Genomic DNA, 12,882 nt, shown 5'->3' on the forward strand with positions numbered 1-12,882 from the left:
CTCCGACAGCGCCTGTCACGTGCGATTCCGTCGTCGCACGCAGACCCACAAGTCTATCGCATGTACCGCACCCGGGGTACCCGGCTCAGGAGATGAACGGCATCGCGTCGACGTAGCCGCCGTTCTCCATGATCTCGAAGTGGAGGTGGCAGCCGGTCGAGGCACCCGTCGTTCCCGAGATCGAGATGACGTCGCCCTTCTTCACCTTCTGCCCGTCGCGGACCTTGACGTTCGTGTTGTGGTTGTACGTCGAGGCGATCGACTTGCCCTTGATCTTGCCGTGGGAGATGACGACGCGGTTGCCGTAGCCGCCGGCCCAGCCGGCGGAGACGACGATGCCGTCGCCGGCCGCGCGGATCGGGGTGCCGCACGGGACGCCGAAGTCGGTGCCGGTGTGGAGTTTGCGGTTGCCGGTGATCGGGTGGATGCGGTAGCCGAACTGCGAGGTGATCGGGAAGCCCTTGGCCGGATTGGCGAGCACGCCGTCACCGTAGACGAAGTTGCCCTTCTTCTCCTGCTCCTTCTCCCACTCGCGGACCTTCTTCGCCAGCCGGTCCTGCTCGGCCTTCTCGTCGGCGAGCTGCTGTTCGGTCTTGTCCTTGTTGTCCGAGATCGTCTGCTCGGCGGCGTCTTTGGCGGAGATGAGGTCGCTTAAGTCGTCGGCCTTCTTCTTCGCCTCGGCCTGCGCGGCCTCCTTGGCGATGACCGCCTCGGCGGCTTCGTCCTTGAGGTCGGAGATCTCGTCGGTGACCCCGGACAGGCGCTCTTCGTTGTTCTGGTTGAGCGCCCGCTGCTCCGAGAGGTTGTCGATCGTGCGCTGCTGGGAGCGCACGGCCGAGTCGACGCGGCCGATGCCGCCGTCGGCGCTCGTGCCCTGCGCCATCTGCAGGAGCATCGCGAGGTCGGAGGTGATCCCGGAGTTCTGGTAGGCCTGGCGCCCGATCCGGGCCGCTGACGTGCGGTGCTTCTCGATCTCCTCGGCGCCGTCCTTGATCTGCTCCTTGAGGTCGGACTGCGCATTCTCCGCCGAGGTGAGGCGGGCGGCGAGATCCTCGTCCTTCTCGATCGCCTCGGCGAGGGCATCGTCGGCCTGCTGGGAGGCCTCCTCTGCGGCGGGGAGGGCCTCCTTCGCCTCGTCGCGTTCGGCGATGACCCGGGCGAGCTCCTCGTCGAGTCCCTCGAACTCCTGCTGGAGTTCCTTGACCCGATCGTCGACTTTGCTCTTGTCGTCGCGGGGGTCGGCCGTCGCCGAGGTGGCCGGCAGGACGATCACGAGCACCGCGGCCGTGAGGAGAAGGGGAAGCCTGCGTCTCATATCAGACCTTCGTGTACTTGTTCAGGGTGATGAGCGAGGACGCTCCTGCCATGACCACGCCGATGGCGATGAGGATCGGGGCGACGATGAGGACGTCGACGCCGGAGACGAGGTTGAACCCGGTCGCCTGGTCCTGCAACCAGCCGCTGACCCCGAAGTGGACGAGGAGGCCGAGGGCACCTGCCGACAGGGTCGCGCCGATCGCTGCGGCGATGACGCCCTCGAGGAGGAACGGGAGTTGGATGAAGGCGTTCGAGGCGCCGACGAGGCGCATGATGCCGGTCTCCCGACGCCGGGCGAACGCGGAGAGGCGGATCGTCGTGGCGATGAGCAGCATCGCGCACAGGAGCATGATGCCGGCGATGACGACGGCGACGACGGTCGCGACGTTGAGGACTCCGAAGAGACGGTCGAGCAGCTGGTTCTGGTCGACGACCTCCTCGACGCCCTGGGTCGAGGAGAAGTACTCCTTGATGATCTCGTACTTCTCAGCGTCCTTGAGTTTGACCCGGAAGGACTCGTTCATGTCCTCCTCGGGCACGGTGCCCTCGAGGCTCGTGCCTTGGAACTGCTCTTGGAAGTGCTTGTACGCCTCGGACTTGTCCTCGAAGTAGACGGTGTCGACGTAGGGGGCGAGTTCGGGACCGGAGAGGGCGTCCTCGATGTTCTGCCGCTGTGCGTCCGTGACCTCGCCTTCGACGCAGTTCGTCGCCTCGGAGTCGGGCGGGCAGAGGAAGATCGAGACCTGGACGCGGTCGTACCAGTAGTCCTTCATCTGTCCGACCTGCATCTGCAGGAGGATCGCGGCGCCGACGAAGAGGAGGGAGACGAAGGTGACGAGGATGACCGAGAGCACCATCGAGAAGTTCTTCCTCAGGCCGGAGCCGACCTCGGAGAGGATGAAGCCCGCCCTCATGAGGCGACTCCGTACGAGCCGTGCTCGACGTCGCGGACGATGCGGCCCTCGGAGAGTTCGATGACGCGCTTGGCCATGCGGTTGACGATCTCGCCGTCGTGGGTGGCCATGAGGACGGTCGTGCCGTTGCGGTTGATCTTCTCGAGCACGGCCATGATGTCAGCACTCGTGGCCGGGTCGAGGTTGCCGGTGGGCTCGTCGGCGAGCAGGATGCCGGGCTTGTTGACGACCGCGCGGGCGATCGCGACGCGCTGCTGCTCACCGCCGGAGAGCTCGTGCGGGTAGCGCTTCTCCTTGCCGGCCAGTCCCACGGTCTCGAGGACGTCGGGGACGAGTGTCGACATCGCCGCGCGTGACTTCCCGATGACCTGAAGGGCGAAGGAGACGTTGGCGAAGACGGTCTTGTTCGGCAGCAGTCGGAAGTCCTGGAAGACCGTGCCGATGCCTCGGCGGAGGTAGGGCACGCGCCATGAGGGCATCTTCACGACCGATTTGCCGGCTACCGTGATGCGGCCCTTCGTCGGGACCTCCTCCCGGAGGATGAGGCGGATGACCGTCGACTTGCCCGACCCCGAGGCTCCGACGAGGAACACGAATTCCCCGCGGTCGGCCGTGAACGAGATGTCGTCGAGGGCCTTGCGGGTGCGGGTGTCGTAGGACTTCGAAACGGAGTCGAATGTGATCAAGAGGGTCTTCAATCGTGTCGCGGATGGCTCGGCCGCTTCCACTGTACGTAACAGTTCCGTGATGTTCGGGGAGGCGGCTGGGCGTGTGTTGCGCGTCTGATGAAGTTCACAGTCGCGGCTGTTGCGGGGTCGGCGGCGGCTGGCGGCACAGCGGTCGGCGGCGGGACTGCCGCCGCTGCGACGGTCACCGCTGTCACGGTCACCGGCGTGCGGAGGTCACTCCTCCTCGGCGTTCTCCTGCTGCTTGCGCCAGCGGATGCCCGCCTCGATGAGGCCGTCGAGGTCGCCGTCGAAGACGGCCTGGGGGTTGTTGACCTCGTAGCCGGTGCGCAGATCCTTGACCATCTGGTAGGGGTGCGTGACGTAGGAGCGCATCTGGTCGCCCCAGCTCGCCTTGATGTCGCCCGCGAGCTCCTTCTTCTGCGCGGCCTCCTCCTGGCGCTTGCGCTCGAGGAGTCGGGACTGGAGGACGCGCATCGCGGCCTCGCGGTTCTGGATCTGGGACTTCTCGTTCTGCATGCTCACGACGACGCCGGTCGGGATGTGCGTGATGCGCACAGCCGAGTCGGTCGTGTTCACCGACTGCCCGCCGGGGCCCGAGGAGCGGTAGACGTCGATGCGGAGGTCGTTCTCGTCGACCTCGATGTGGTCGGTCGACTCGATGAGCGGGACCACCTCGACGGCGGCGAAGGAGGTCTGGCGGCGGCCCTGGTTGTCGAAGGGGCTGATCCGCACGAGGCGGTGGGTGCCGGCTTCGACGGACAGGGTGCCGTACGCGTACGGGGCGTTGACCTGGATCGTCGCGGACTTGATGCCCGCGCCTTCGGCGTAGGACGTGTCGAGTTCCTGGACGTTGTAGCCGCGGCCCTCGGCCCAGCGGATGTACATGCGGATGAGCATCTGCGCCCAGTCCGTGGCGTCGTCGCCGCCGGCGCCGGAGCGGACGGTGACGACGGCGGAGCGCTCGTCGTACTCGCCCGAGAGGAGGGTCGAGATCTCGAGTTCGGAGAGCTGGCCCTTGAGCTTGGCGATGTCGCGTTCGGCTTCGACGAGGGAGTCCGAATCGCCTTCGGCCTCGGACATCTCGATGAGGAGCTCGGCGTCGTCGATGCGCTCGCCGAACTTCTCGAGCTTCTCGAGCGTGCCCTGCTTGTGGGAGAGCTTGGCCGAGGTCTTCTGCGCCGAATCGGGGTCGTCCCAGAACGAGGGGGCCGACGCTTCCTCCGTGAGCTCGGCGACCTCGTCCCGCAGCGTCGGCAGGTCGGAGACGTCGAGGATCGCCTGGTAGGTCTGGCGGAGGTTGGCGATTTCGGAAGCGTGATCAGTCGTGGCCATAATGCCTCGATTCTAGTCCATGGGCGGGTGGTGTCGTTCATCGTGTGTGGGCGCCTCCCACCCATTGCGGGCAGGGGCTGCCGCTCTCGGCGGGCGGGTCGTGCCCTTGTTTGCGGACGGGTCGCGCCGTTGTTTGCGGGCGGAGGCTGACCGAGCCCCTCGCCGAGGCGGTGGGAGGTGCGCGCAATGCGCTCCGAAGTCAGGACTGCCCGAAGTCAGGAGTGTCCCCAAGCCAGCACTGCCCCCGAACCTGTGCTGCCCTCGCACCTGTGCTGCCCACGAACCAGCACTGCCCTCGCATCTGTGCTGCCCGCGAACCTGTACTGACGGTCGATACCGCCGACCGGCGCCTATTGCGGCGGACGACAGCGGATCTCGGCCCATGTCCGAATCTCGTGTCAGTGCCGTCTGCCACCATAGAAACACAACAACACACAGACCACCATCACCGACCAGGAGTCCACCCAGACACCCCCTCACACCCACAACCACAACCGCGATTCCCATTCCGTACGACCCGATTCCCCTGCACCGCTCTTCCCCGACAACGACGTCAGAGACAGGTGACACACCATGCGCGACACCACCGCTGATCTCAGCGGACCCGACGACCCCACCACGGGCACCCCCGACCCGGTCGCCTCGTCGCGCTACACCCTGTACCTGGGATCGAACCTCACCGACCTCGCCACCGCCTCCACCACCGTCGACCTCGCCCAACTCCACGTCTTCGAACTCACCGCCGGCCACATCCTCGCCGAGATCATCCACGACCACGACCACCCCACCCCCACCGACGGAACCCCGTACCGGTTCGCCACCATCGCCGAAACCCTCAATCGCCACAACGGACAGCCGACCACACCCAGCAGGACGGACAACGCGAATAACGAGACCGCAACAGCCGGCACTGCTGCTCTCGCGGCCCCCTCCGATCGCGAACACACCCCTGTCGGCTTCGACTGCGCCGACCCGGCGCAACCGTCCCACCAGCCACAGTCCCCGGTTCTGTCGCCACGAGATGATCAAGCCCACGCGCAGGCCGCAATCGATGACCTGCCCGACTTCCCCGGATTTACCCCCGACACGACCTTCTCAGCGTGGGTCCATGACCACGTGGCCACCGAGCACCTCGGGGCGATCTCCACGATCCTCGGCACCACCACCGCCCGCACCTACCGCCACCTCACCCAAGCTGTGACCCTCATCCACGGACTCCCCCGCTTCACCGCCCGTGCCCGCTCCGGCGAGTTCACCCTCGCCCACATGATCACCGCCGCCGACCTCTGCCAAACAGTGGCCCTCGAACACCTCCCCCGCCTCGACCAGCACCTGGCCACCAGACGTGCCGATGTCACCAGTGACACCCTGCGCACCGGGCTGCGCAAACTCATCCACCTCCTCCAAACCCCCGACGACCGGTCCCACATCGCCGCGCAACGCCGCCGCGTCGACGTCGACACCTTCGGCAACGGCACCGCCTGCCTGTCCATCACAGCCCCCGCCGATGAGATCCATGCCGCCTACGCCCGCGTGAACGCCATGGCCCGTGCCATCCACAACGGCCAAACCACCACCCTCAACCTCCCCGCCGGGGTCGAGATCATCGACGAGCGCACCATCAGCGCCCTCATGTGCGACATGTTCTTGCGCCCCCACCCGAAACTGGCCATCCGAGTCCGAGAACTCGACCCCATCACCGGCATCCAAACCCACCGGCAGACACCCCTCCTCGATGAGAAGGGGGAACCCCGGTTTCACTACGACGACACCACCATCAGCGGACTCACCAACCTCCTCACCCCCGACCGTGCAGCCGAGGCGAACATGACCGGCACTGCCGCATCGCTGTCCCCAGCCGCACACCAATCCAAAGCGGCACAAACGCAGACGCCGCCGGTCGGCACCCACGCCTCAGCAACCGCATCGAACGGAATCGAAGCACGGGGAACCGAACCAGATGGAACCGACCCTGCAGCCACCACCATTGAGTCCCCCTACCCGCCGGGGGCATCGTTCTTCCCCAACGGCCGCCCCGAACCGGTAGTACTCGAGTACGCCATCCTCGTGGACATGGAATCCGGGCCCGAGGCGATGCGCAACCAGGCCGGTGTCATCGTCACCGTCCCCTTCCTCACCCTCACCGGCGACGCCAACCTCCCCGGTGTCCTCGCCGACGGATCCCCCATCCCGGCAGAGACCGCCCGTCGCATTGCCGCGGGTGCCCCGACACTGACCCGGATCCTCACCGACCCGGCCACCGGCACCCCACTCGACGCCCAAGCACTCACCTACGCGATCCCGAAACCCGTCAGGCGGACCCTGATCAACCAATGGGCCACCTGCACCTTCCCCGGCTGCACTCGCTTGGCGGAGAAGACCGAGATCGATCACGTCGACCCGTTCAACCACACCGACCCCATCCAGGGTGGGCTCACCCAGTTCGGCAACCTCCTGTCAAGCCCCGGGTTTCGTAGAGGCTCCTATTCTTGGTTTCCTAAGCAGCCGCGGGTTCTGTCCCGGACTGGTTGATCCATTCGGAATGGACCTCGACGGGCGGTCGGTAGTTAATCGCTGAATGCAACCTGGACTGGTTGTACCAAGCCACCCACTTCGACGTCTCCGCCATCACCTCGATCAACCCCGACCACCCCTTCCGGTCGATGAGTTCGGCCTTGTAGACCGAGTTCAGCGCCTCGGCCATGGCGTTGTCGTACGAATCCCCACGCGACCCCACCGACGCCACGACCTCGGATTCCGCCAGGGTCTCGCCATAGCGAATCGATCGGAATTGCACCCCGCGATCCGAGTGGTGCACCAGCCCGGAAACGTCTTCACCGGCCCGATATTTCGCAGCGAGAGCCATCGTCAGAGCGTCCCTGGCCAGGGACTCCCGCATGTGGTTCGTCACCTGCCAGCCGACGATCTCCCTGTGGAAGACATCGAGGATGAACGTCGTGTATACCCACCCAGCAGTCGTCGGAACATAGGTGATGTCCGCGACCCATAGACAATTGGGTGCCGGTGCTGCGAACTCACGCTCGACAAGATCATCCGGACACTCCTCAGCCCTAGCCGAAGCCGTCTTCGGGCGCTTCCTCCTGCGTCGAATACCGTCGATGCCTAACTGGCGCATCAACCGCTCCACCGTGCAGCGGGCCACCGGGCCGAACTGATCCGCGTACTCGCGGTTGATCGCCTTCCACATCTTCCGCACCCCGTAACACGAGTAGTTCGCCTCATAGACATCCTGGATGACGACCATCAGCGCCTGGTCTCGGCGGGCCCTGGCCGATGGTTCGCGTTTCTTGAACGCGTAATACGAGCTCACAGCAATCCGTGCCGCAGTCCCGGACAGGGCGCGTACGATTGGCTCGACTCCGAACTCGTGACGATTGTCGTCGATGAAGACGACAATCACTTCGATGGGCGGTCGAGCTCCGCCGCGAAGAAAGCCGACGCTCTCTTCAAGATCTCGTTGGCCCGCTTCGCTTCAGCCAACTCCGCCCGCAGCCGACGGTTCTCCGCTTCCAAATCGACTGACTCAGTCGGTGTGGCCTTGCCGGAGTCTTTGTGCTTACGGACCCAGACTCGCAGGGTCTCTTTGCTCAGACCGAGCTCGCCGGCGACACGGGTGATTGCCCCGTTCGCCGTCTCCGGATCGGCCTGAGCATGAATGACGAGTTCGACGGCGCGAGCCTTGAGTTCGTCGGTGTATTTCACTGGCAAGAGAGAATCTCCTTCTTCCAATCTCCCTGCCTCTATTATCCCCGGGGCGATTCATCCACCCCTTATGCAAGAAACACCACGCGGTGAAGACCGCACGCCGATACGCCGTGGACATGAACGACCGGGGCAGTGGAACGAGTCGGATCGCCTACGAGTTCCCCCACGGGCTGATGACCACAATCGAGGCCCCCGACCAACCCATCGACATCGACCACGCCCTGGCATTCGCCGACCTGGCCCGGATGCGACCATGCCGGTGGGTGACCCCTGAGCATCTGATGCCTGAGCAGCCGAACAGTGTGGAAGTCATGCCCTCGGAGACTCATGTCCGTGAACAGGCAGCCGAGGAGCAGAGACTGGCGGAAGTGGCCGAACGGGACCGGCGACTCCGCGAAGCCACAGAGAGATCGAATGCGGCACGGGCACGTCTGCGTCTCGAACACGCCATGGATTGGGAACACGCCGTCTTCCCAGCCTGTCTGCCTCCCGGGCATGACCCGGTGAGAATGAAGGCCCTGCCACCAGGAACAAGCGACCCGTTCGCTGCCACAGACGCTGAGCGAGGGTGCACGTCAGCACGGTCGTCGTCGTTGATCTGGTGTACGGGGAGGAGTCTGTGTGAGACGGATCCACCCCTCGGGCATCACCCGTTGGGGCCGGTCGAACCGATCACCGGACACCGGAGCCTGGCCCAACAGCGCAAGCACGCGATCGCCCAGCGTGCGAAACGACTGCGAGCCGCCACCGAGACCAAACGCCAACCAGCCCGACGGCGGAATACGGGTGGACGGAAACCGAAACCCCGCCGCACACCGGCAGTTCCGAACGTGTCGACGAGTCAGAACGTGTCGACGAGTCAAAGGACGCCCACAGTCCAGTCTGAGTCGAGTGGCCAGGCAACGTCGACTGCCGACCGAACGCCCGTCTCAACGATTGCACCCATTCAGGCAACTCGGTCACCGCAGAACACGCCAGGTGATCCCTGGAGCTGGTCCGCCGATTCCCTGACCGATGGCAACGCACCATGGAACGACAATCCCCCGACCCCTAGCACCGACACTGGCAGTCGTGCCGAGAAACCCTGGAGCACCCACACTGGCAGTCGTGTAGACGATCCTTGGGCCGGCCCGGCCGACGAATCCTCGACCTCGGGACACCGCAGGACAACGAACCTCGCCACCACGCCGACGTCTCCCAGCCCGACGACCGTGCACCCGACACCGACGACCGTGCACCCGACACCGACGAGCGCGAACCCGACACCGACGAGCGCGAACCCGAACCCCGAACCTGGCTCTGCCGCTCGAGGGCCCGTCACGGAGTACGACACGAGCTTCACCCGCCGGCCTGCACCGGTGATCAACTGGGACCACGACCCCATCACCGACCCGCCACCGTTCTGAGACACCACATCTGCCCGAAGCAACTGACGAGCGAAACCCCCGACGCAGACGCTGCGATGCGACAAGGGAACCTCAGGGATCTCGAATCACACCCAACACAGTCCGGAACTCTGGTGCGGTGCCTCGGTTTTCCCCCTGGCAACGGCGACGGATTCCACGTCGACGGTGACAAGGTGATCTCAGAATTCGCGTTCTCCATCGCGGTAACTACACGTATGGCATTTGCCTAACGTCACCGGAAGTTATCCACAGATTGAAAGAAAGTCTGGATAAATGGGAATTTCACGATTACATTGACAACCACTTCCGCTGCCGGGCAGCGGACTCGCCGACACTCACCAGGGGTTCACTGTGGAAGCCACCGAGGTCATCACGAGCGAGGTCCACAAGAGGATCAGAGACCTCGACGTGGATCCGCGAGTCGATGTGCAGCGTTCGCGAGAAGTCATCCGCACCGTCATCTCCGAATACGACGAACGCAGTCTGACGGCGAATCTTCCGCCTCTCGAAGACCGTGAGGCGACGTTCCGCTTCATCGACCACCAGCTTTCGGGGTTCGGAGCTCTACAGGACTATTTCGAAGATCCGCGCGTCGAGGAGATTTGGATCAACTCCCCCAGCGAGGTCTTCATCGCCATCGACGGAGCTCACCAGCTGACGACGACGAAGCTCAGCCCCGGTGAACTCGACGACCTCATCGAACGGATGCTCCGCAGCTCCGGCCGCCGCGTCGACCTCTCACAGCCGTTCGTCGACGCGATGCTCCCTGACGGATCTCGACTCCACGTCGTCCTCCCCGACATCACCCGGTCCTCCCCCGCCGTGAACATCCGCAAGTTCATCCAGCGACCGAGGAACCTCGCCGGGCTGGTCGCCCAAGGCAGCCTCAGCCAGGCGGCGGCGCGGTTCCTCGACGCCGCGGTCGCGTGCGGTGCCAACATCCTCGTCTCGGGGGCAACACAGGCGGGCAAGACGACAATGCTCAACGCCCTCGCCGGCTCGATTCCCTCCCGCGAGCGCATCATCAGCTGCGAGGAGGTCTTCGAACTCAATCTCCCCAGCCGCGACTGGGTGCCGATGCAGTGTCGTCAACCCTCACTCGAGGGCACCGGCGAAGTCACCCTCCGCGCCCTCGTCAAGGAGGCGCTGCGGATGCGACCGACACGCATCATCGTCGGCGAGGTCCGCGAAGCCGAGAGCCTCGACCTCCTCGTCGCGCTCAATTCGGGCCTGCCGGGAATGGGGACGATCCACGCGAACTCCGCCCGCGCCGCGATCACGAAGATCTCCACCCTTCCCCTCCTCGCCGGGTCGAACATCTCCTCAGCCTTCGTTGTGCCCACCGTCGCGGTGAGCATCGACCTCGTCGTCCACCTGCGCAGGGACGCAACCGGGGTCAGGCTGGTCAGCGAGATCTGCGCCGTGCCCGGCGGAGTCGAAGGCGATGTGATCGAACTCGACACGATCTTCCATTCGCCCCAGGGCACGCTCGTCCGCGGACAGGGGTTCGGCCACCTCGGCGAGCGATTCGCGATGATCGGCAAGGACCTCCACTCACTCCTGGAAGCGGCATGAGCTACTCGCAGCTGAGCCTGCTCATCGGCGCCTGTCTGGGGGCCGGGCTGCTGCTCGTCTGGATGTCACTGTGGGAGCGGAAGCCGGCCACGCGAACGCAGCGGCGGTGGGTCCGCGAACTCGACGACATGCTCACGGCCGCGGGCTTCCCGCGGATGCATCCGATCCACCTCGTCCTCCTCACGGTCGCGGTCCTCACCGTCGTCACGATCGTCGCCACCGCACTGACGGGGTCCTGGGCGATCGCACTCTGCTTCGGCCTCTTCGCCTCATGGCTGCCCTACCGGTACCTGCAGCACCGCGCCCGAAGCAAACAGGTCCTCCGTCGCGAACTCTGGCCCGAGACCCTCGATCACCTCAACTCGGGCGTGCGGGCAGGACTCTCCCTCCCCGAAGCCCTCGGCTCGCTGGCCCATCGCGGACCCGAGCCCCTGCGTCCGCTCTTCGAGGTCTTCGCCGAGGAGTACCGCGCCAGCGGATCCTTCGCGATCGCGCTCGAGAGATTCCGGCAGGTCGCCGCCGACCCGGTCGCCGACAGGATCGTCGCGGCTCTGAGCGTGACGAGACAGGTCGGCGGCAGCGATCTCGGCACGATGCTGCGAGCACTCGCCCAGTTCGTCCGTGACGACGCGCGTACCCGCAACGAACTCTCCGCGCGTCAGCAGTGGACGGTCAACGGCGCCCGCCTCGCCGTCGCCGCTCCGTGGGTGGTCCTCGCCTTCCTCTCGACGCGACCGGAGACCGCAGCCGCGTACAACTCTCAGGCCGGACTCGTCCTCCTCTGCGCCGGATTCGCCGTCTCGCTCCTCGCCTACCAGGCGATGAAGAAGATCGGCCGACTCCCACAGGAACCGCGGGTCATCGCGGGCTCCTCGCTCACCCGCTCCCCGTTCCCCCGCGGCCCCGAAGCGGGTGGGACCGCATGAATGCGCTCACCGATCCTCTCACCGTCCTCATCCTCGGCACCGTCAACGGGTTGGCACTCGCATTCTTCGTCCTCTCGCTGCCGCCGCTGCGCCGCCCCACCCTCTCGGCGAGGATCGCACCATACCTGCGCGACCAGGAATCGCTCGTCGACATCTACGCCCCACCGACTCCGCGCCGAGAGGGTCTCATCGGGGTCCTCACCTCAACGGCGATGACGGCATCGGTGTGGATCACCTCGCGGATCACCACCGATGCGACGCTCAGTCGGCGGATCAGCCGCCTCGGCGGGCGGACATCGATCGAACGGTTCCGGACGAATCAGATCCTCAGCATCCTCACCGGCATGATCGTCGGCGGCGGCCTCGCCGCGCTCATCGCCGCTCAGCGCGGGTTCTCCCCTATCGTCGTCATCGTCCTCGTCATCAGCGGCGGCGTCGCCGGACACATCGTCAACGACTGGCGCCTGAGCCAGGCGATCGCGCGCCACGAATCGCGCATCCTCGCCGAGTTTCCCACGGTCGCCGAACTCCTCACCCTCTCCATCACCGCCGGAGAGGGAATCGTCGAAGCACTCGAACGGGTGTGCCGGACGTGTTCGGGCGACCTCGTCGACGAACTGCGCACCGCGCTCGCCGCGACCCGGACCGGCACCCCGCTCGTCGAGGCGCTCGACCAGATGGCCACACGCATCGCGATCCCCGAGATCGTCCAGTTCGTCGACGGCCTCGCCGTCTCGATGACCCGGGGCACACCGCTCGCCGAGGTGCTCCGTGCACAGGCCGCCGACGTCCGGGAGCAGTCCCGGCGCCGCCTCCTCGAACTCTCCGGACGCAAGGAGATCGGCATGCTCATCCCCGTCGTCGTCTTCGTCCTGCCCGTCACCGTGATCTTCGCGGTCTTCCCCTCCCTCGCCGTGCTCGACCTCAGTCCCTGAACCCCACCCGCCCCCCCCCGCAGAGAGAACCCACCCCATGAAGGAGACCCGATGTTCCATCA

Annotated in this window: 10 protein-coding genes and 1 other annotated feature; of the genes, 4 read left to right on the plus strand and 6 right to left on the minus strand. The window is 65.7% G+C overall.

What is annotated here, in order from left to right:
• Window positions 1-85 precede the first annotated feature (85 nt).
• The 4 genes from ACQ1RG_RS17110 to prfB all read right to left on the minus strand — a co-directional run bounded on the left by ACQ1RG_RS17110 (window position 86) and on the right by prfB (window position 4,252).
• On the minus strand, window positions 86-1,315 hold the full coding sequence (locus tag ACQ1RG_RS17110) for a M23 family metallopeptidase (protein WP_063250880.1): 1,230 nt from the start codon (window positions 1,313-1,315) through the stop codon (window positions 86-88).
• 1 nt (window position 1,316) lies between these two features.
• Complete coding sequence (ftsX, locus tag ACQ1RG_RS17115; RefSeq protein ID WP_259788503.1) at window positions 1,317-2,231, minus strand: permease-like cell division protein FtsX; 915 nt, start codon at window positions 2,229-2,231, stop codon at window positions 1,317-1,319.
• Window positions 2,228-2,917, minus strand: a complete 690-nt coding sequence (gene ftsE / locus ACQ1RG_RS17120) for a cell division ATP-binding protein FtsE (protein WP_259788504.1) — start codon at window positions 2,915-2,917, stop codon at window positions 2,228-2,230. The genes ftsX and ftsE overlap by 4 nt, the downstream gene beginning before the upstream one ends.
• A 216-nt stretch (window positions 2,918-3,133) precedes the next feature.
• Window positions 3,134-4,252, minus strand: coding sequence for a peptide chain release factor 2 (prfB, locus tag ACQ1RG_RS17125; protein WP_193338754.1), 1,119 nt, complete (start codon window positions 4,250-4,252; stop codon window positions 3,134-3,136).
• 573 nt (window positions 4,253-4,825) lie between these two features.
• Here prfB and ACQ1RG_RS17130 point away from each other — a divergent pair.
• Window positions 4,826-6,784 carry an HNH endonuclease signature motif containing protein gene (locus ACQ1RG_RS17130; protein ID WP_430600383.1) on the plus strand — a complete coding sequence of 653 codons (1,959 nt, stop codon included), beginning with the start codon at window positions 4,826-4,828 and terminating at the stop codon, window positions 6,782-6,784.
• Here ACQ1RG_RS17130 and ACQ1RG_RS17135 read toward each other — a convergent pair.
• Complete coding sequence (locus ACQ1RG_RS17135; RefSeq protein ID WP_009381362.1) at window positions 6,750-7,673, minus strand: IS3 family transposase; 924 nt, start codon at window positions 7,671-7,673, stop codon at window positions 6,750-6,752. The genes ACQ1RG_RS17130 and ACQ1RG_RS17135 overlap by 35 nt on opposite strands.
• Window positions 7,581-7,709: a sequence feature (AL1L pseudoknot), on the minus strand. (Overlaps the previous gene by 93 nt.)
• A complete protein-coding gene (locus ACQ1RG_RS17140) occupies window positions 7,670-7,975 on the minus strand; it encodes a transposase (RefSeq protein ID WP_009381361.1) in 306 nt (101 codons plus the stop codon). (Overlaps the previous feature by 40 nt.) The genes ACQ1RG_RS17135 and ACQ1RG_RS17140 overlap by 4 nt, the downstream gene beginning before the upstream one ends.
• 1,760 nt (window positions 7,976-9,735) lie before the next feature.
• On the opposite strand from ACQ1RG_RS17140, the gene ACQ1RG_RS17145 reads away from it, so the two are divergent.
• The 3 genes from ACQ1RG_RS17145 to ACQ1RG_RS17155 are packed head-to-tail and all read left to right on the plus strand — an operon-like array spanning window position 9,736 to window position 12,820.
• Complete coding sequence (locus ACQ1RG_RS17145) at window positions 9,736-10,959, plus strand: CpaF family protein (protein ID WP_009376020.1); 1,224 nt, start codon at window positions 9,736-9,738, stop codon at window positions 10,957-10,959.
• Complete coding sequence (locus ACQ1RG_RS17150; protein ID WP_095376466.1) at window positions 10,956-11,885, plus strand: type II secretion system F family protein; 930 nt, start codon at window positions 10,956-10,958, stop codon at window positions 11,883-11,885. The genes ACQ1RG_RS17145 and ACQ1RG_RS17150 overlap by 4 nt, the downstream gene beginning before the upstream one ends.
• Window positions 11,882-12,820, plus strand: a complete 939-nt coding sequence (locus ACQ1RG_RS17155) for a type II secretion system F family protein (RefSeq protein WP_009376023.1) — start codon at window positions 11,882-11,884, stop codon at window positions 12,818-12,820. The genes ACQ1RG_RS17150 and ACQ1RG_RS17155 overlap by 4 nt, the downstream gene beginning before the upstream one ends.
• Window positions 12,821-12,882: the final 62 nt, after the last annotated feature.

This window comes from Brevibacterium sp. K72 (assembly GCF_050562175.1).
Taxonomy (GTDB): domain Bacteria; phylum Actinomycetota; class Actinomycetes; order Actinomycetales; family Brevibacteriaceae; genus Brevibacterium; species Brevibacterium casei.

Bases quoted from the DNA above. Each gene is read 5' to 3' on its own strand.
- prfB (WP_193338754.1), bottom strand. From the start codon at position 4,252: ATGGCCACGACTGATCACGCTTCCGAAATCGCCAACCTCCGCCAGACC.
- ACQ1RG_RS17110 (WP_063250880.1), bottom strand. From the start codon at position 1,315: ATGAGACGCAGGCTTCCCCTTCTCCTCACGGCCGCGGTGCTCGTGATC.
- ACQ1RG_RS17150 (WP_095376466.1), top strand. From the start codon at position 10,956: ATGAGCTACTCGCAGCTGAGCCTGCTCATCGGCGCCTGTCTGGGGGCC.
- ftsX (WP_259788503.1), bottom strand. From the start codon at position 2,231: ATGAGGGCGGGCTTCATCCTCTCCGAGGTCGGCTCCGGCCTGAGGAAG.
- ACQ1RG_RS17130 (WP_430600383.1), top strand. From the start codon at position 4,826: ATGCGCGACACCACCGCTGATCTCAGCGGACCCGACGACCCCACCACG.
- ACQ1RG_RS17155 (WP_009376023.1), top strand. From the start codon at position 11,882: ATGAATGCGCTCACCGATCCTCTCACCGTCCTCATCCTCGGCACCGTC.